This window comes from Bombiscardovia apis, from assembly GCF_033095945.1.
Taxonomy (GTDB): Bacteria; Actinomycetota; Actinomycetes; order Actinomycetales; family Bifidobacteriaceae; genus Bombiscardovia; species Bombiscardovia apis.
The window spans coordinates 558848-576377 of sequence record NZ_AP026800.1 but is presented as its reverse complement, the minus strand read 5'-3'; the positions used below and the strand labels follow the sequence as shown (position 1 = coordinate 576377).

The 17530-nt window shown below is 56.2% G+C and carries 12 protein-coding genes and 1 tRNA gene; 7 read left to right on the top strand and 6 right to left on the bottom strand.

Features of this window, described 5'->3' with window-relative positions; translation table 11 throughout:
• Positions 1–12: 12 nt before the first annotated feature.
• Positions 13–85: transfer RNA gene (locus R8377_RS02150), tRNA-Arg, on the top strand.
• 62 nt (positions 86–147) lie between these two features.
• Here R8377_RS02150 and R8377_RS02145 read toward each other — a convergent pair.
• Entirely contained in the window at positions 148–390 is a 243-nt protein-coding gene (locus tag R8377_RS02145; protein WP_317643329.1) for a M15 family metallopeptidase, read from the bottom strand.
• Positions 391–818: 428 nt separating this feature from the next.
• Between R8377_RS02145 and R8377_RS02140 the strand changes: the two genes are divergently transcribed.
• On the top strand, positions 819–1064 hold the full coding sequence (locus R8377_RS02140; RefSeq protein WP_317643328.1) for a hypothetical protein: 246 nt from the start codon (positions 819–821) through the stop codon (positions 1062–1064).
• A 64-nt stretch (positions 1065–1128) separates the two neighbouring features.
• Here R8377_RS02140 and R8377_RS02135 read toward each other — a convergent pair whose 3' ends face one another.
• Positions 1129–1788 (bottom strand): M15 family metallopeptidase, encoded by a 660-nt coding sequence (locus R8377_RS02135; RefSeq protein ID WP_317643327.1) that lies wholly within the window; start codon positions 1786–1788, stop codon positions 1129–1131.
• A gap of 374 nt (positions 1789–2162) precedes the next feature.
• Here R8377_RS02135 and R8377_RS02130 point away from each other — a divergent pair, with 374 nt between their 5' ends.
• Positions 2163–3107 carry a DUF3737 family protein gene (locus R8377_RS02130; RefSeq protein WP_317643326.1) on the top strand — a complete coding sequence of 315 codons (945 nt, stop codon included), beginning with the start codon at positions 2163–2165 and terminating at the stop codon, positions 3105–3107.
• A gap of 157 nt (positions 3108–3264) precedes the next feature.
• On the opposite strand, the gene R8377_RS02125 is transcribed toward R8377_RS02130, so the two are convergent.
• The 4 genes from R8377_RS02125 to pepN all read right to left on the bottom strand — a co-directional run bounded on the left by R8377_RS02125 (position 3265) and on the right by pepN (position 8474).
• Positions 3265–3468 carry a hypothetical protein gene (locus R8377_RS02125; protein ID WP_317643325.1) on the bottom strand — a complete coding sequence of 68 codons (204 nt, stop codon included), beginning with the start codon at positions 3466–3468 and terminating at the stop codon, positions 3265–3267.
• Between the two features lie 98 nt (positions 3469–3566).
• Entirely contained in the window at positions 3567–4220 is a 654-nt protein-coding gene (locus R8377_RS02120; RefSeq protein ID WP_317643323.1) for a peptide deformylase, read from the bottom strand.
• A 73-nt stretch (positions 4221–4293) separates the two neighbouring features.
• Positions 4294–5670: a phosphoglucosamine mutase gene (gene glmM, locus R8377_RS02115; protein ID WP_317643322.1), complete on the bottom strand. Its 1377-nt coding sequence runs from the start codon at positions 5668–5670 to the stop codon at positions 4294–4296.
• Between the two features lie 182 nt (positions 5671–5852).
• Positions 5853–8474, bottom strand: coding sequence for an aminopeptidase N (gene pepN, locus R8377_RS02110; protein ID WP_317643321.1), 2622 nt, complete (start codon positions 8472–8474; stop codon positions 5853–5855).
• Positions 8475–9174: 700 nt separating this feature from the next.
• Between pepN and R8377_RS02105 the strand changes: the two genes are divergently transcribed.
• The 4 genes from R8377_RS02105 (at position 9175) to R8377_RS02090 (ending at position 17505) form a co-directional block, all read left to right on the top strand.
• Complete coding sequence (locus R8377_RS02105) at positions 9175–9951, top strand: hypothetical protein (RefSeq protein ID WP_317643319.1); 777 nt, start codon at positions 9175–9177, stop codon at positions 9949–9951.
• Between the two features lie 715 nt (positions 9952–10666).
• A complete protein-coding gene (locus R8377_RS02100; RefSeq protein WP_317643317.1) occupies positions 10667–12151 on the top strand; it encodes an RCC1 domain-containing protein in 1485 nt (494 codons plus the stop codon).
• Between the two features lie 9 nt (positions 12152–12160).
• A complete protein-coding gene (locus tag R8377_RS02095) occupies positions 12161–13768 on the top strand; it encodes an RCC1 domain-containing protein (protein ID WP_317643316.1) in 1608 nt (535 codons plus the stop codon).
• A gap of 533 nt (positions 13769–14301) precedes the next feature.
• On the top strand, positions 14302–17505 hold the full coding sequence (locus R8377_RS02090) for an RCC1 domain-containing protein (RefSeq protein ID WP_317643666.1): 3204 nt from the start codon (positions 14302–14304) through the stop codon (positions 17503–17505).
• Positions 17506–17530: the final 25 nt, after the last annotated feature.

Genomic DNA, 17530 nt, shown 5'->3' with positions numbered 1-17530 from the left:
TAGTGTAGCGTTGCCCCGGTAGCTCAGGGGATAGAGCACTTCTCTCCTAAAGAAGGTGTCGTGCGTTCGAATCGCATCCGGGGCACAAGGCAGCGCGCACCAGTTCCGCGCAGTTTATTTCACAATCCCCACTTGAAGGCAACTCCCCTAGCTCGCAGCTTCTATTGCTGCTTCCTCTTGCGCTGTATAGCAGGCGGGATTGTGGCTCACAAAACCCCAGTAGGCATCGCCGTACGACCAGTGCCACCACTCGCTCGGATAGTTGACGAAACCGGCGGCACTCATAGCATCGGCAAGTAGCTTGCGATTCGCCTGCGCGTCTTCACTTACATACGGGCATTCGGTGTAAGGCAGATTGCGCGGAGCCTCGGGCTCTTCCCCCTTCCCCAAGCGCGACGCCAGCAGCTCGAAACACAGAAAGCCGCAGTGAAAGCCGACATCGAGGCCATCAGAGTCGGTGCTAGCGGGCAAGAGTACGAGCGAATGTGGCGTAAATACCGGCGTCGCTAGCGCGCTCCCTTAATCGGGACACACTTCTCGCTACATGTGAGGCCTGCCGCAAGTTTTTCAACCAAAGGCTTCCATTCATAGCCGTGATAATCACTATATTCGAAGACTGTTCCAGATGTGACTAACCAAATGTTTTTGATAAAATATCACCATGCCTGCATTGAGCAGACATCTTCACCGACAAAGGAGGTGGCGAAGATTATATGAACTTTTCTTAGTCAATATAAGCTCTGTGTAATCGAGAAGATCGAAATATAGGTATAGAACCGTAGGCAATGCGGAGCAAAAGATATCAGGGAGTAGATGAAATGATGAATTCTTTAGACGCAGCATCGGCTCAATCGCTAGTTAGCATCGCACTGACGGTGATGCAATGGCTCATTTTCGCTGCAATTCTGATGTTTGGTGCTTTGCACACGTTGAAGGGTTATTTAGACCTACTGCAACACCCGGAGCTTAGCACAGCTCACTATGTGGCTTTGTTTTACATGATCCCATTCATCATTGCAGCAGTGATTGTTGTTGTCCTGCTACAAGTACTCAAACAACACTGAGGCAGCGCGCACCCCTCCCGCGCAAACTACTTATCTTCTCTGTAAGGCAAATTCCCTAAACGGCTTATTCTAACGAAGTCTCGTCTTGCGCTGTATAGCAGGCGGGATTGTGGCTCACAAAACCCCAGTAGGCATCGCCGTACGACCAGTGCCACCACTCGCTCGGATAGTTGACGAAACCGGCGGCACTCATAGCATCGGCAAGTAGCTTGCGATTCGCCTGCGCGTCTTCACTTACATACGGGCATTCGGTGTAAGGCAGATTGCGCGGAGCCTCGGGCTCTTCGTTGAAAGCGCAGCCCATATCGAGCTCATGGCCATCTCGCATGAGGGTCACGTCGACTGCGCCGCCAGTTGGGTGCCCGGCCACTTGCGGCGGTGCCACATATTGGCAGGTGAGCCGATATATCTCGTCTGCATCAAGCCCGGGATTGCGCTCAGCAAACCAATCTAGGCTCTCCTCAAACGACTTAATCTGCCGCCCGTAAGGCCTATACGCTTCCTTGAGATACAAGATCAATCCCTGAGGCAAAGACTGCGCGGCCTTGACCAGCATCTGCCCAACCGTGCGGCGAGCATAGCAGAACCGCTCCGAATTCGAGGCAATCTGCGAGCGCGACCAGTCCACCTCAAGGCGCGCGCCCAGCCCGGCGAGCGAAACCATCTCCTCACCACTCTCCCGCAGCTGAACAGCCAGCACCCGAGCATCATTGAGCAAAATCATCTCCATCCCCCCATTATCCCGTCCGCCCTCGTCAATACACTTTTGCAATTCATCAAACCAGCAGCTGACTTATGTGAGCAAAACTGCTAAACTGACTGATTCTTCATACAACAATCATTGAACCCATTCCAAGTGCAACGGCAAAGTAAACAGACAATTAAAGCTGGGACTCACAAAAAAGAGATCCGGCCCGCACCTTCCAAAGAAAGCCGGGCCGAACGATTGATATCTGTTTATCATGGCATAAATAAATACTCATGCTGACCAGTACCGTACAGAGAAACTACAGGTGTTGTCAAAGTTGCAGTTCACATTTGTTCTTCAATTCTTATGCAATGAGCTTGCACTTCGAGTGGGTTGAAGGTATAGGGTTTTTGGGGGTTCGGCGGTTTTGCCGGGTGGCTTTGGATTGGGGAGGAATGGGTATGGCTGGCTTGGGTGGTGCGCGTGAGGGAACTGCGGGAGCTGGGGCGCTTGATAGGCCCGTGCGCGTGCAGGAGCGGCTTACTGGGGAGCGGGCAGCTTTCCGGGCTCAGGGGCAGGACTTTGTGCGCGTTACTTTTGCAGATGGGGAGTCTCCTCTTAAGCATGCTCGCGATGTGCGCTTGCAGGGCTCGCTCTTTCAGTGGAAGTATCCGCTCTGGTATTGCAATGACGTTGGAATGGAGGACTGCACGCTCTTTGAGATGGCTCGCTCAGGCATCTGGTATACCCACAACATCGCCATAAGCAACTCCACTATTGAGGCGCCCAAGACCTTCCGCCGCTCCTCGGGAATTAGCTTGAACGATGTCACTATGCCCAACGCTAGCGAAACGCTCTGGTCGTGCTCTGACATTGAGATGGACAACGTAAGCGCCCAGGGCGATTACTTTGGCAAAGATAGCACCGGGATTCGGACCAGCCGCTTTAATCTCGACGGCAACTACGCTTTCGACGGTTGCAGCGACATCACTATCGACAACGCGCGCATCCTATCCAAAGATGCCTTCTGGAACACCAGCAACGTGACGGTCACCAACTCGCGCATTTACGGCGAATACTTGGGTTGGAACTCCAAGCATCTCACCTTCGAAAACTGCACTATCGAAAGCCTGCAAGGCCTGTGCTATATCAAAGATTTGACCCTACGCCACTGCCGTCTGCTCAACACTACCCTCGCTTTTGAATACTCAACTGTAGACGCTCAAGTTGACGGACACATCGACAGTATCCTCAATCCTACCAGTGGTATGATTCATGCCGATAGCATTGGCGAAATTACCCTCGACCCCGCCTGCATCGATCCTGAGCAGACCACTATCGAATGCGCGCAATAGCCCTCCCCTAGCCCCGGCTATCGCTGTCAATACAAGCACCACAAGGAGTTAGAAAACACTACGAAGCAACACACACGAAGTCTTACACACAAAAAGGGCCTCGCAGGAAACCACTCCTTGCGGGGCCCTTACTCACGCGCAAACGCGAGCAAAAAACTCAGATACCGAAGACTTCCTTGGCAATCTTCTCAACGGTGTCGCCCGAAAGCTGGGCAGCATCGTTCTTGGTCTGCATAATGCGGCTAATCAGCTTGTCTGCCTGCTCGTAGTTGAGCTCATTGCCCGCCTCCTTGGAGATAGCAATAATCTCGTCGACAGTCTGAGCTGCGGACAGCTTGCTTACCAATGCTTTCTCGTCCATAATCAATACTCCTTCGTTGAGGCTATGGTCGTTACTCTTCCATTCTAGTAGCGAACCGCCCGAACCGCGAGCGCCCGCCTACCCGCCTACGATAGCGCCTAAAGCTCAAATCCCAGCTCTTCAGCAGCCTGGGCCGGTACCGGATCATACGCCCAGTATTCTCCCAAGTTTTCGTCGGAAGTCAAGCTCCGCAGCTGTGCCTTGTCGATGTAGACTTCGCCGCTCAAATGGTCGGTCTCGTGTTGGAAAATGCGGGCAGGCCAGCCGTGCAGGCGCTCCTCGTGAGCCTTACCGTTCTCGTCTTCCCAGTAGGCCTTAATGTCGACCCAGCGCCGCCGCACTGCCTGGTAGCCTTCGAAGGAGAGGCAGCCTTCAAAGAAGCTGGCAGTTACATCTGAGATAGGCTCATATCGCGGGTTGATAATCACGCGGAAGGGCATTTCAGCAATCTCGCGCGGGTCGTCTTCATCGTCGCGCACATGGTCTTCGAGTACCGCAAACGCTAGCCCTAAGCCAATCTGAGGGGCTGCGAGGCCCACGCCTGGCGCTTCGTGCATAGTTTGGCGCATGGCTTCAATCAGCTTGACCAGCGTCTCGTGCTTGAGCTGACCGTTATAAACCTCGGCCTGCTGGCGCAAGACGGGCTCGCCCAGTTGCACGATGGGGAAAAGCTGGTCCTCCCCCGCCTGGGCCAAGGCCTGCTCCACGTCAGCATTGAGCTCAGCATCGACCTTCGATTCGTCTGCAAACATACTTTCCTCCACCGCTATCCAAGCCAAAACGCCCGCAAATAGGTGCTCCGGCAACGTTTTTCCGCGTATACGCTTACAAGCTCAGCTCGTCGGCAACTACCTGTGCGAGCCTGCCGCACACATCGTCGGCCTGCTCCTGGGTCTCGGCCTCAACCATTACGCGCACCAAAGGCTCAGTGCCCGAAGCACGCAGCAATACGCGGCCAGTAGAGCCCAGCAGCTGCTCCTCGCGCTCGATAGCAGCCTGCACTGTAGCATTCGTGTTGGCCGCAGCCTTGTCTACGTTCGGCACGTTGACTAATTGCTGGGGCAGCTGCGGGAAGTCGGCAGCCAGCTCTTTCAAGCTCTTACCAGAGCGCGCTACTTCTTTAGCCAAGGTCAGGGCCGTCAGCGTACCGTCGCCAGTGGTTGCAAACTCGCGGTTTATCACATGCCCGGACTGCTCGCCGCCTAGGGTAAAGCCGCCGCGCAGCATCTCCTCCAAGACATAGCGGTCGCCCACACCGGTCTGCACCGTAGCTATGCCCATATCTTTTAGGGCCAGCTTGAGCCCCAGATTGCTCATAACCGTCACTACCAGCGTATCGTTAGCCAGCTTGCCTTCGCGCTGCTTAGCCCGGGCCAGAATACCCATAATCTGGTCTCCGTTGATCATATTGCCGTCTTCATCTACGGCCAGGCAGCGGTCAGCGTCACCATCGAAGGCTACGCCCATGTCCGCATCCGAAGCCTTCACCATCGCCTGCAACTGCTCGGGGTGGGTGGAGCCCGCATTTTTATTGATATTGTAGCCATCTGGCGAGGCGTTAATCACCACTACGTCTGCCCCAGCCCGGCGCAAAGCCTCGGGAGCTACGGCCGAAGTGGCACCGTTGGCGCAGTCAGCCACGATGCGAATGCCCTTCAAGGGCTTGGGCTGAATCTTATCCGCCCCAACTGGCGCTACAGCGTTAACCAAATGCTCGATATACATGTTGGTTGCGGTGCTGGCATCTTGCGAAATGCGTCCCACGCCGTCTCCGGTTGGGCGATCCCAGTCTTGAGCCAAGACGGATTCAATCTCGTCTTCCTTGGTGTCGGCCAGTTTGAAACCGCCGCGGGCGAAGAACTTAATGCCGTTGTCGGGCATGGGATTGTGGGAGGCAGAAATCACTGCGCCCATTTCCACGTTGAGCGCCGAAGTGAGGTAGGCAATGCCCGGAGTGGGGATAATGCCAGCGTCAATCACGTCGAAACCACCGGCTGCCATACCTGCTGCCAGCGCTGAAGAGAGGAAGTCGCCCGAGACGCGCGTATCGCGGCCTATCAAAGCCCGGCGGCGGCCGTTGGTGCCACTGCCACTTGCTCCGAGCACCCGCACCGCTGCGTCACCCAAGTCCAAGGCCAACTGCGAGGTCAAATCCCTGTTAGCCAATCCCCTTACACCGTCAGTTCCAAATAGCCTTGGCATTGCACTCCTCATGTTGCGCGCGAACGGGCCGAGACCCGCGAAAAGCATACAGCACCAGCTTAGTACCCGCCCCGGCTTTCGGATAGGAGAATAGGCAAGGCCCCGCGAAGCCTTCACTCCAGCTTCTCGGGGCCTTGTAATACTTACTGCGAGCCTATGCTACATGGGGGCGCACTATGGCTTTAGCGAGCCAAACCCTCGTTGTAGTTGCGCACGCGCAGGGTGCGGCGTGAAGTTTCCACATTCTGGATAATCATGCCGCGCAGGGCCTTGGGCGCATCTTCGTGGTCTGCCAGCCAAGCCTCGCCCGCGTGAACCAAGTCGTGGGGCTCAGCCTTGTAGGGGTAGAGTCCGCCGGCGGAAAGCGGGTTCAAGATGGTCTCGGCAATGTGGAAGGTCTTGTGCTCCCAGACCCAGTCCACCGAGCTGAAGAACTTCTCAATGTAGGGAGCGAAGAGGTCCTTGCTGCCCGAGCCCGAGAAGCCATCGGCCGCGGATTCGATTTGCGAGTTGGTCAGGTCGTTGTTGTGCAAGGCCTGATCCCAAGCCCAAGCCTTGGCTGCCTTAGTGGGGCGCACAGCGCGGGCACCCATAGCGAACTCACGGTTCTCAGTGGTATCACGTTTGCTTAATTCGGCCTCGATTTCGCTCTCGGAAGCCATGTTTTGTGCGGCGAGAGCGTGGATGACTGCCCAGCGCATGTTGTTGTCGACTTCTACGCCTTCCAGCTCACTCGTGCCAGCCAGCAGGGCGCGGGCGTGGTCTTCGAAGTCCTCGTCGTCGCCGTAGCCCAGGTAGGCCTGGAGGAGCTGAAGCTGCTCGTCGGAGCCGGCCTCAGCAGCCGAAGCCAGCTTCCATAGGCCTTGTGCTACCTGTTCTAGGGCCTCCGGGCGGGTGGCCTGAGCCGTGTAGTCGTGGGCCGTGGTAGACAGGCAGGAGAGCATGTAGCGCATGCTGGTGGACTGGTGCTCGGTGGAGAGCGTGCGCAAAGTGTAATCGATGAAGCTCTGGGCCGGGTACACACCGTCGCGCGTCATATCCCACATGCTTAGGGAGACGATAGCGCGGGCCAGGCGGTCCTCGACGCGGTAGAGGTTGCCCTCCACAAACTTGAGCGAAGCCTCGTCTAGACGCAGCTTGGCGTAGGTCAAGTCGTCGTCGTTGACCAAAATCAGGTCGGGGCGCTGCTTGCCTACCAGCTCGGTAATCTCAGTGGATGCGCCGTCAATGTCGACCTCGAAGCGGTCGGTGCGCGCTACGCTACCGTCGGCCTGAGCCGAGTAGAAGCCAATGGCCAGGCGGTGGGGGCGCAGCACCGGATACTCTTCCGGAGCGCTCTGCTCGATAGACATGGCGGTAATAACGCCGTTTGCATCGGTAGAAACGTGCGAGGTGAGCGTATTAATGCCCGACTCTTGCAGCCAGACCTTAGACCACTGGCCCAAGTCGCGGCCGGAAGTGGCCTCAAGCTCGGTCAGCAAATCCTTCAAAGTGGCGTTGGAGTAAGCATGCTTCTCCAAGTAGTTGTGGATGCCCTGGAAGAACTGCTCGCGGCCCACGTAAGCCACCAGCTGCTTCAATACGGAAGCGCCTTTGGCGTAGGTGATGCCGTCGAAGTTCACCTCGGTATCGTGCAAATCGTTGATAGGAGCCACAATCGGGTGGGTGGTGGGCAGCTGGTCCTCGCGCAGGGCCCAGCCCTTCTCCCCCATGCAGAACGTGGCCCAGTCGTCTGACCATTCAGTGGCCTCAGCCGTGCACAGAGTCGACATGAACTCGGCGAAGGATTCGTTGAGCCACAGGTCGTTCCACCACTTCATGGTCACCAAATCGCCGAACCACATGTGAGCCAGCTCGTGCAAGACGGTCTCCACGCGGCGGTTCACCTTGGCACCGGTGGCCTTGGACTCGAAGATGTACTGGTCGCGGAAGGTCACCAAGCCAATGTTTTCCATAGCGCCGGCGTTGTATTCGGGCACGAAAATCTGGTCGTACTTGGCGTAAGGGTAAGGCACGCCCCAGGTCTTGGCATAGAAGGCGAAGCCCTTCTGGGTGATGTCGAAGAGATAGTCCACATCTTTTTCGAGAGCGGGCTTCAAAGACTGACGGCAGTAGAGGCCCATGGGCACAGTGCGCCCGTCTTCGTTGGCATATTCGGTGGTCCACTGAGCGTAGGGGCCAGCGCAAATAGCGGTTAAGTAGGAGCTCATCATCGGCGTGGTTTCAAAGGTCCAACGCTTGCAGCCCTCGGCCGGAGCCTGCTCCAAGGTGCCGCGCTCAGTCTGCTGGTCTACTGCCTCGCAAGACTTGGTAGGCATATTGCCCAAGACAGTCCACGATTCGGGAGCAACTACGGAGAAGTCAAACGTGGCCTTCAAATCGGGCTGATCGAATACTGCGTACACGCGGCGAGCATCCGGCACCTCGAACTGGGTGTACAAATACACGCGCCCGTCGGAGGGATCCACGGAGCGGTGCAGGCCTTCGCCGGTGCGGGAGTAGTCACACAGGGCAGCAACCTTCACCTCGTTGTGGGCCTTCAAACCCTTGAGAATAATGCGATTGTCTTGGTAGACCTCGGCCGGGTCGAGGGCCACGCCGTTGAGCTCAACCGATTCCACGCGGGAGGCAATCAAATCGAGGTAGCTCGCCGCATTGCGCTTAGCAGCGTCGAACGTGACTACAACTTCCGAAGCGAAGGTCTTAGCGCCGCGAGTCAGATCGAGGCTCACCGTGTACTTGGGGTTGGAAATGATGCTCGCGCGCTCTTCAGCTTCCACGCGAGTCAGATTTGCTCCTGGCATTCTTGCGTCCTTTTCTGCTGTATTTTCCACTACGTGCCCACTCGCCCGCGCCCGGCCCAGCTCAATCCAGCCAGCCCCGCGCCGCAAAGGCACTCATACCCCCTACTCTATCCGCAGCCCTAAGCAATTGCCCCCCAGCCACGCCGCCCCCGCCCTTGGCGAGCCCCAATCAGCTCAGCAAGCAGAAAAGACCAGCAGCCACTTCACCGCGGTCAGCATTAAGTGTTGATTAGTCCAACCAAACAACCTATAATTAAAAACGCTTCCCTTAGCAATAAGGAAGGCTCCAAGAGCCGGGGGCATTCCCCCGGCATTAAGAACTATCTTCCACCTTGCAGAGCGTCGCGCTCATAAGCTCGACCTGCTATAACCAAACCAAGAATTCAACTCCGTCTAAAGAACATTTCTTTTTGCTTCCTAACAAGTACCTGCTTCCAATGCGCGCAAGTTCCCAACTGCCAGTCCGCATCAATACTACAGCGCTTCCTACTATCACGATTGTGCGAGTATGCGAAGCCCTTGTGTCCTAGGTACAGAATCGCGCTCACCCGTAGCCGATGTCGACTCGTCTCAGTTATGCACAAAACTGCGAAACTTGGGTGAGTTACCCACATTATTAGTTTTCACCAAAATTGGGTAGTCAAAAACACTAGAGTCAGGCCTACAGGTATCCGCGCGGCAAAAAGTTTGGAGGGCGGCGATGACTTCAGAAGAAAGTCACGGTTTTACACCCATACAGCCCGATCCGTCTGCCAACTATGCAGAGCTCTTATTTAGTGCGGCACGATTCAAGCGATACCTAAAAAGCACCGACGGTGACTACCAAAAAGCTATCAGCTTATGCAAATGGAACCAAGACTTCGCGGGCCTGCTCCAAGCACAAATAGGCTACGTAGAGATTGCTATTCGTAATACCATAGACAGAGAACTGCGCCACTTGTGTGCACAAAACTTAAAGAACCCCAATTGGTGCCTTCCTGGACAGGCGCCGCAATTAGTGAACGCGTTGATCAGAGGGAATTTGCTGAACGCCCGTCAGCTGGCACTTGAAGATGCCAGAAAATGGAAGGAGCCGCACCATCATCGAGTTGATCTAACGGTCAACCATGATGACATTCTCGCACACCTCATGTGGGGGTCTTGGGTCAAGCTAATTGGCGAAGCTACGACTAGTGAAAAGACAGCAAAGCAACAAATACTATGGACTATAGCTCTATACAGGGCTTTCCCAAACGTAGAACCGACCGAAAAGGGCCGCATGTACATTGCAAAGAACATGAATTATGTTCGTCGTGTTCGCAATCGGGCAGCACACTTCGATAACTTATTCGAAGAAGCATACAAAATTAACAGCATCATCGGCGCACTTATGTCACTGCTGTCATCCATTGAAACCGGCTTAACCCATGGCTGGATCGATACAATAACCTTGCGTAGGAGCGCGCGAACTTTCAAAACGCTCGAAGCAAGCTCTTAAAAACCGCGTGCATGTCAGTATTCACAATCACGAAAATGTTTGCTAGACTGGAGCATACCTGGACGGGGTGAGTCTCGTCTTTGCTTTCAAGATGCCGACTCCATCGAGTCGGCATCTTCGTACTCCTCGAAACCGGGTTAAACGCCAAAATGTGTGCACATAGGTTCCTGGAGGTGTTAAGTCGGCGATGTAGTTGGCGCCTATCCCCGTATGTGCGCACATTAGCTATCACGCAAGCCAACATCCTAGGACTCAAACTAATCGCTGAAGTACTCCCTGTAGGCCCCTTTCGCTATTTAACTTACACTGGTCGAATACCCACACTCAGACAGTAATGCTAGACTTGGTTTAAATGAGAAGGGCGTTAGCGTGTCTGAATCGGTTGGGGAACTAGATTCGCCGCGTATCGCCCAAAGCAAGTTTCTTGAGTTTATGCGCGGGTAGAGTGCTTTCCAGCACTGGTAGCACCCGTTTGGAGGGGTTATGCGACACATTCGCACGGCGAGCGCTATAGCAGCGCTCCTGTCCTTGACCGTCCTGGGGGGGGGGGTCCGCTAGTTCAGCGCACCCAACACCAGTCCACGCTAACCCCACCCCAAACGCAGGCACGCAGCCGATACCATCAACGCAAGAATCAGAAACCAACAACGGTTTCACCCTCTCCCCCATCTCCGGCCCGGCCAACGCACCCAACACCGCCACCGTCACGCCACCAATGCCACCAGGCAATATCACGTTCACCCAGGTCAGCGCAGGCCATAATTTCTCTCTGGCTATCAGTACTCAGGGCAATATTTATGCGTGGGGTCGTAACGACCACGGTCAGCTTGGTAACGGTACGGTCGGAGGTTCAGCTAGTCGCCCAACTCTGGTAAAAACGCCCGATGGTGTTACCTTCACCCAAGTCAGCGCCGGCGAAAGGCATGCTCTGGCTTTGGCTAGTAATCATAGGTTGTATGCGTGGGGAGACAACTTCTACGGGCAGACCGGCAGCAGCACCAACGTTGGTACTACCACTCCTATTACTGAGCCCACGCCGGTGCGTGCTGGTGACATGTTTGACAACATCACCCAGATTAGTGCGGGCGGCTCACACTCCCTAGCAGTGTCGATGAAGCAAGAAGTCTTGGCTTGGGGCAGTAACGAGCGCGGTGAACTCGGCTACGATCAAGCAACCGGCGACTCACAACCCCACCCCGACCCTTTAATAGTGAAAACCATTACCTACAATCCAAAAATTACCCAAGTCAGTGCAGGAGGTGAATTTGGTAGAGGGTACTCGCTAGCTATCGATAGTAGTGGCGCTGTCTACGCTTGGGGAGATAACCAATTCGGCCAGCTCGGCGACGGTAGCCTACAATCCCCCACCAGGCCAAAGCAAATCTACTACCTGCCACACAACATCACCCAAGTCAGCGCCGGCTACGGTCACAGCCTCGCCCTTACCAGCGATAATTATGTGTATGCCTGGGGCAGCAATATCAACGGAGAACTCGGCCCAATCATCAACGTGGGCACAGACCCTACAGCCAGACCCCACCCCCTAGCAGCCAACGCCATACCCGGAACCATAACCCAAATATGCGCGGGCTCGTCCCGCTCTATAGCCCTCAACGATGCCCACCAAGCTTACACGTGGGGCAACAACAATAGCAGCCCTTCTAGTACGCCGACACTAGTGCCAGCAGGAGCACAACCAAGCAGCTTCAGTCAGGTCAGTATCGGACGAGCACACTATCTTGGTTTAGGAACCGACCAGAAAGTCTACGGCTGGGGCAGCAACGCATTCGGCCAACTCGGCAACACCGCCGCATCTCCTGTATTAACGCAAGTAACACCCATAGCAGTTACAGACCCTCAGCTCGCTATCACCAGCGTCACTTTTGGCTCCACACCTATTACGAACTATCAAGCAGATGCTGCTACTGGCGTGTGGTCATTCGACGTGCCCCAACACCCCATCGGCAGCGTCAACGTGGTAATTACCTGGACGAAGAACGATATTGTTCAAACTCCTATCACTATTGTGTATACGTATAAGAACTCGTTTACCGTACGCTTCAACCTCGCAGGAGCACCAGGCACCACGCCAGCCGCGCAAACCATTCCCAACGGCGGCAACCTCGTATGGCCCAACCCCAACCCCACTTGGACCGGCCACCAGTTCACCGGCTGGTTCACAGCAGACGGCACGCCCTAGGATTTAAGCATGCCCGTCACCACCGACCAAACCCTGACCGCCCATTGGGATGAGCGAACCTTCCAACTCACACCAGACCGAGGCCACGCAAACGGCAACACGCCAGCCACCATCACCACCCAACCCGAAACCAGCAGCCTACGCTTCACCCAAATCAGCGCAGGCGCTGGCACTGCGTACGCTATCGCCAGCGATGGTAACACCTACGCCTGGGGATACAACCGTTATCAGCAGCTCGGGGCCGGTTCCACCAATGAATATGAAACCATGCCAGTACGAGTCAAAATGCCAGCTGGAGTACACTTCATCCAAATAGCAGCCGGATGGCAGCACGCTCTGGCCTTAGGAGACGACCACCACGTTTACAGTTGGGGTGCCAATATCGGAGGCTGGCCCGCAGATACCAGCCCCAACATTCCATTCCCCAAAAGGATAGACAGCGGTCTGCCAGCCGAAGTTCTCCAAGTCAACTCCAATGACCAATCATCATCATCTTTCGCTTTAGGAAGCGACAACAAGATTTACGCCTGGGGCAGCAATTACTTCGGACAGCTGGGCACTAATGCAGGAGTAGGCATAAATATGCCCGTTCGCCAACCTACTAGAATCACAGGCGGCACCCTTCCAACAAATATCATACAAATAAGCACCGGAAACTCGTTTACTATGGCTTTAGGCAGCGATCACCAAGTTTACGCATGGGGCAACAACGACAGGGGCCAGGTTGGCAGCACCGAAGTTGGAACCGCGCAACCTGTACCTCGACGTATTACTGGTGGAGACCTGCCCGCAAGCATCACCCAAATCGACGCCGGCATCTCCCATGCTCTTGCTCTTGGCAGTGACGGTAAAGTCTACGCATGGGGACGAAACACCAGCGGCCAGCTTGGCAAAAGCACCGGCATGGGAATGTATGATACCAATCCCCTGCCTACTAGAGTTTCCGGCGGAAACATGCCAGACACCGTCACCCAAATCAGCGCAGGAGGTGAATCTTCTCTCGCCCTCGGTAGTGACCATAAAGCATACGGTTGGGGATACATAGCCGGCACAGAACCTGACTACAAACAACCCACACCAACACGAATCAGCGCAGGAAACACACCAGACACCATCATCCAAGTCGATGCAGGATCTTCGTCAGGTTACGTGCTCAGTAATGACCATCGCATCTTCGCCTGGGGCAGCCGCCAGTTAGGCATACTCGGGGATGGTACGCCAAGTTCCAATACCTTCCGCCCCGAGCTCGGGCCGGTTAAAGCGTTCAAAATAGACATCACCAACACACTCTTCGGCGACCCCACACACACCGCCACCAGCACCTACGACCCCGAACACAACCAGTGGAAACTCAACACACCACCACACCCAGTCGGCACCGTACCAGTCACCATCAAATGGAGCCTAGCCGGCTGCCCCGAAGACGACTACACCATCAACCCCGGCTTCACCTACTACGACTTCGCCCTCCCCCAAGCCGGAGCCATCCCCCTCCAACGCTTGGGCGGCGGCAGTCTCATAGGCCTCAGCGCCCTAGCCTCCCTAACCTGGACCGGCTACCAGCTCAGCCGCAAACGCCGAGCCCAACCCCGGCACACCCCAACAGCCACCAACTAAATCCCCACCAAGGCCCGGCCCCCAAAGCCGGGCCAGCCTACCAAGTCACCCAAACCCACCGGCGCCGCAAGCAAGTGCGCACGTCAATAACAAGCAGGTAAAGCTCAAACTCCCCCTCTCAGGCGATGATGATAAACTGGGTCGTAGATGGAGGCTTTGTTGGGGTTGCGGTTGGGGAACCGGGGTCGGTCAGGCAAAGCAGCAGAACACTTTTGGATATATGCACGGGGTAGTCGCGAACTTGGCGGCTGCAGCCCGTTTGGAGGAATAATGCGAAGCATTCGCACAGCAAGCGCGGTAGCCTTAGCGCTAGCTCTCACTGTCCTGGGGGGGGGGGTCCGCTAATTTTGCGGCCCCTGCACACGCAGACCCAGCCCAAGACGACAGCCTAAGCCAGCTCACTCGCGGCGGCACTCCAAGCTCCGAAACCGTAGACGGTTTCACCCTCTCCCCTACCAAAGGCCCAGCCAACGCCAGCGCAACCGCCACCATTACCCCCGCCAGCTTCTACTGCACCGCCTGTCTTTACTCAAATCAGCGCCGGGGAGTCCCACTCGTTAGCAATTGCGCAAGATGGAAACACTTACGCATGGGGATACAACGGTCAAGGACAGTTGGGCACTGGTTACACCACCAACGTGTCATCTCCCATCCGAGTACTCATCCCCATTGGAGTCCGTTTCACACAGGTGAGCGCAGGGAACTATTTTTCGCTAGCTTTAGACGAACAAGGCCGGGTTTGGCATTGGGGTAAGCGCCAAGACGGAATACGTGGCAGCCTTTTAAGACCAACCCTATTGACCAGTGGTGTTCTACCAAGCAGCGGCATTATTCAAATCAGCGCCGGAGCGTCTCACGGAATGGCATTAGACAACAATGGAATAGTCTACGTATGGGGAGGAGGCGCTTATGGAGAGAACTCTTTACCGACAATGTTTACGCCCCCTATCGTAGTGACCGGAGGAGATCTCCCCGCCACAGGTATTATCAAAATCCTTGCAGGCCAGAGAACTTCTTTCGCCATTGACCAAGACGGTAAATTGTATGCTTGGGGGGATAACGCATACGGCCAGCTCGGCAATCCCACGAATGTCAACCCTCCACCCAACACCACTTCTAAAAACCCCGCCCCAAAGCGGGTTCTATCTGGAAGTGTAACTGCCACAACCAAAATCACTCAGGTTGCTTCGGGGTCGTTTCATACACTCGCTCTTGACACTGCCGGTAATGTCCATGCTTGGGGTATGAACTTCCAAGGAGAACTGGGAACCTATCAAAACAGTGGAAACGGCGCATTTTGTGGTTCAACTACTACGCCGACCCCTACACCCAGAATCGCAACGACCAACAAGACCTCTATCAACGCGGGCTCTTCCATGTCGTCGGCACTGGACAGCAACGGCACCATCTGGACCTGGGGCAATAACCAATACGGACAGCTCGGCGACAACAGAAACAAGACCAGCTGCGCGGTCAATTACATCCCTTCAGCAGTGAACGCCGGCAGCATCACTAGCTCCACCCCTATTGCCCAGATAAGCGGGACCAACCAATATATCTTAGCGCTGGACCACAACGGAATCGTCTATGGTTTTGGATCAAACAGAGTCGGACAACTAGGCAACTCCACCAACTCAGGAACTAACACCCCAAACCCAGACCCCATGCCCACTGGAGTAGCCACTCTCAAGATGACCAGTGTGAGCTTCGACGGCGTGGCGGTAACCAATCCAGTAAAGGACCCCGCAACTGGTGTTTGGACGGTGCGCGTTCCATTACATGATGTAGGGCAAGTACCAGTGAGCATTGGCTGGAGTATGACTTGGGTCAGTTCTAGTTGGGACAGTAACAGCAGGCTACAAACCACCACCGTGACCATGAACCAGCCGGCCGTCACACTTCACTACGAATACAAGGGAACGTATACGGTCCACTTTGATTTGGGCGGGGCTCCCGGCAGCACACCTGCCGACCAATATGCCGTAATTGGCGATGATGAAAGCATTGCCTGGCCCAACCCCACACCCAGCTGGGAGCACCATTGGTTTGACGGATGGTTCACCAGCAGCGGCGAAGCCTGGGACTTCAACAGCCCAGTCAGAGCCAACATGACCCTCACCGCTAAATGGGAAGCGTATCAATTCACGCTAAACCCGAGCGAAGGCCCCACCGAAGGCAGCAACCCCCTCACGCTCACCGCCCCAGACCCGCCGCAAGGCATCAGCTACAGCCAAATCAGCGCTGGCTCCTCCCATTCCTTAGCGCTCGGCTCAGACGGCAACACCTACGCCTGGGGCAACAATGCTGCCGGCCAACTGGGAGACGGCACTACCACACGCAGCAACCGACCCGTGCGAGTCCAGACCCCTGCTGGCTTACACTTCGCGCAGATTAGCGCCAACGGCTCCTTCTCTATGGGATTAACGCCGGACGGCCGCGTCTACACATGGGGGTCAAATACCTACGGCCAGCTCGGAAATTCCACCATACCGACAGGCGGCACAGGCAGCGGCAGCACTACACCCGTTCTCGTGCAGCGCGGCGAGCGCCCGGCAGGAGTCAACTACACCGCCATCAGCGCGGGAAGCTACCACGCTATGGCCCTGGGCAGCGACAACCAGGTCTACACATGGGGTCAAAACAATCACGGACAGCTGGGCAACAACACCCAAACGATTGCGCAGGCAGCTGTTCGCGTGCAGCAAGGCGAGCGCCCGGCAGGAGTCAACTACACGGCCGTGAGCGCGGGCAGAGAGTTTTCTCTAGCCCTGGGCAGCGACCGGCAAGTGTACGCATGGGGAAGCAACGAACGGGGCCAGCTGGGCAACAACACCCAAATTGACCAGCGCACACCCGTTCTCGTGCAAGAAGGCCAGCGGCCCACCGCAGTTACCTACACGGCCGTCAGCGCGGGAGGCGCCCATGTTGTGGCCCTGGGCAGCGACCAACAGGCGTACGCGTGGGGAGACAATCGCTACGGCCAGTTAGGCAATGCCACCATTCCCACAAGCGTTTCTAACGCGAGCGCTCGAAGCACGCTGCCCCTAGCAGTCGAGCGGGGCGAGCGACCCGCAGGAGTCAGCTACGCAGCTGTGAGTGCAGGCAATAGTTATTCTGCGGCGCTCGGCAGCAACCGTCAAGCCTACACTTGGGGAGCCAACAGCTACAGTCAGCTGGGCAATGGCACCACCACGGAGCAGCACACGCCGGTACTCGCCCGGCAAGGTGAGCGCCCAACTGGGGTGACCTACACCTCTATTAGCGCGGGATACGATCATTGCACGGCATTGGGCAGCGACCACCAGGCCTATACTTGGGGCCGCAACCTCGACGGGCAGCTGGGCAGCGGTAACAACACCGACGGCAGCGCTCCAGTCTTGGTGAAGCTCATGCAGCTACTCGTAACCGGCATTACCTTCGACACGACTGACGCCAGCCCGGCACCGGTTTGGGACGCGAGCAGCAAGGTTTGGAAGCTCAAAGCTCCGGGCCACAATGCCGGTGCTGTGCCTGTCCACGTCCACTGGACGCTCGCAGGAGCCGGCCAAACCGACTACGACCTTAGCTACACCTACCGCTACACGCTGCCGGCCGCAGGAGCTATCCCCTTGCAGCGACTGACTGGAGGCAGCCTACTCGGCCTCTCAGCCCTAGCAGCCCTCAGCTGGGCCGCCTACCAGCTGACCAAAAAGCGCCGCTCCCCCCGCTCCCCCAGTAGGAGCAATCCCAGACGATAGCGTAGAAGGTCAAATTAGTCCGGGT